Source organism: Mesorhizobium sp. M7A.F.Ca.CA.004.06.1.1 (genome assembly GCF_003999135.1).
GTDB lineage: Bacteria > Pseudomonadota > Alphaproteobacteria > Rhizobiales > Rhizobiaceae > Mesorhizobium.
Genome location: NZ_RZPQ01001084.1, coordinates 1 through 1,455 on the forward strand (window position 1 = coordinate 1; position 1,455 = coordinate 1,455).

At 59.2% G+C, this 1,455-nt stretch carries 2 protein-coding genes; one reads left to right on the forward strand and one right to left on the reverse strand.

Annotated features, from left to right (window positions below; translation table 11 throughout):
* Positions 1 to 1,041: phosphonate ABC transporter, permease protein PhnE (gene phnE, locus EN906_RS34040; protein ID WP_127375773.1), on the forward strand; the 1,041-nt coding region annotated here is incomplete at its 5' end.
* A 74-nt stretch (positions 1,042 to 1,115) separates the two neighbouring features.
* On the opposite strand, the gene EN906_RS34045 is transcribed toward phnE, so the two are convergent.
* Positions 1,116 to 1,455, reverse strand: a 340-nt coding sequence (locus EN906_RS34045; protein WP_164777601.1) for a sugar phosphate isomerase/epimerase, incomplete at its 5' end; no start/stop codon positions are given.

The window sequence follows — 1,455 nt, forward strand, 5'->3', positions numbered from 1 at the left end:
GGCCAGATCGCCATTGCGCCAAATCTTGTCACGGTGACGCGCGGCGCCGAAAGCGTCGTCTTCGACATTGCCAAGGACAGGTCTGTCACGCCGCGCACACCGCTGCCTGACTGGATAGAGCAACGCAAGCCAGGTTCGACAGCCTATGTCTCGTTCGGATTTTTGGGCCGCGCTGAAGTGCAAAATGACGAGGTGATCGCCTGGAGGCGGTTTTTTGGTTGGGCGAATTTTGTGTTTGACACGAATTCGCCATTCTGGGGAAAATCGTTTGGCGAGGTCGCTTCATTGATCGTCTCCGGAGAACGCATCGATCCGTCGAGGTCAAACGCAGCGCTTGCCTGGGACAACATCCTCTACAATGCCGAGTGGCAACACGGCGACGTGTGGCTGAAGCTTCTGCAAACCATCGTCATGGCTTTTGTCGGCACAGTGTTGGCCTCGGTCGTCGCCTTTCCGCTCGCCTTCCTGGCTGCGCGCAACATCACGCCGAACTGGTTGACCAACCAGGCGACAAAACGCTTCTTCGACTTCCTGCGGTCTGTCGACATGCTGATCTGGGCGCTGTTCTTCACCCGCGGCTTTGGTCCGGGGCCGCTGGCCGGCATGTCGGCGATCTTCTTCACCGATACCGGAACCCTGGGCAAGCTCTATTCCGAGGCGCTGGAAAACATCGACGACAAGCAGCGCGAAGGCATCCGCTCGGTGGGCGCCACACCAACAATGGTGCAACGCTACGGCGTGCTGCCTCAGGTTCTGCCAGTGTTCCTTAGCCAATCCCTCTATTTCTGGGAATCGAACACCCGCTCGGCGACAATCATCGGCGCCGTCGGTGCCGGCGGCATCGGTCTGAAATTATGGGAAGCCATGCGCACCGGCACCAACTGGGCCAATGTTTTCTACATGGTGCTGTTGATCCTGATTGTCGTTTTTGTCTTCGACAATATCTCCAACTATCTCCGCCGCAAACTGATGGGGACCGTCGGAAACGGCAACGACGAGCGCGCGCGGGGCGCCTCCGCCCGCCTGCTGCCGGCGGCTTAGACCACGATCCTGAATCGAAGGTCGACGAAGCAAAGGTGGTACCGGTTTTGCTTCGCCGACCTTCGGCTCGCGTCTCAGGCGCCGGCCCTCTTCCACCCGTTCCTGATATGCTTATACCCATCCCGATAAACCGCTTCAGGGCTCTCGGAAAAATCGCGCCACACCTTCGTTGCCGCCGCCAAATCCTTGAGCGAACGGCCGAACGCCTCGATCGTCAGCCAGTCGTCATAGCCGCTCTTGCGGATGGCGGAAAACGTTTCGGTCCAGGGAATGTTGCCGCGCCCCGGCACGCCGCGATCATTCTCCGAAATATGGATATGCACGACATTCCTGCGGTGTTTCGTGTAGGCGCCGATCGGGTCGGCCTCCTCGATATTGGCGTGGAAGGTGTCGTACATCGCCTTGATGTGCGGC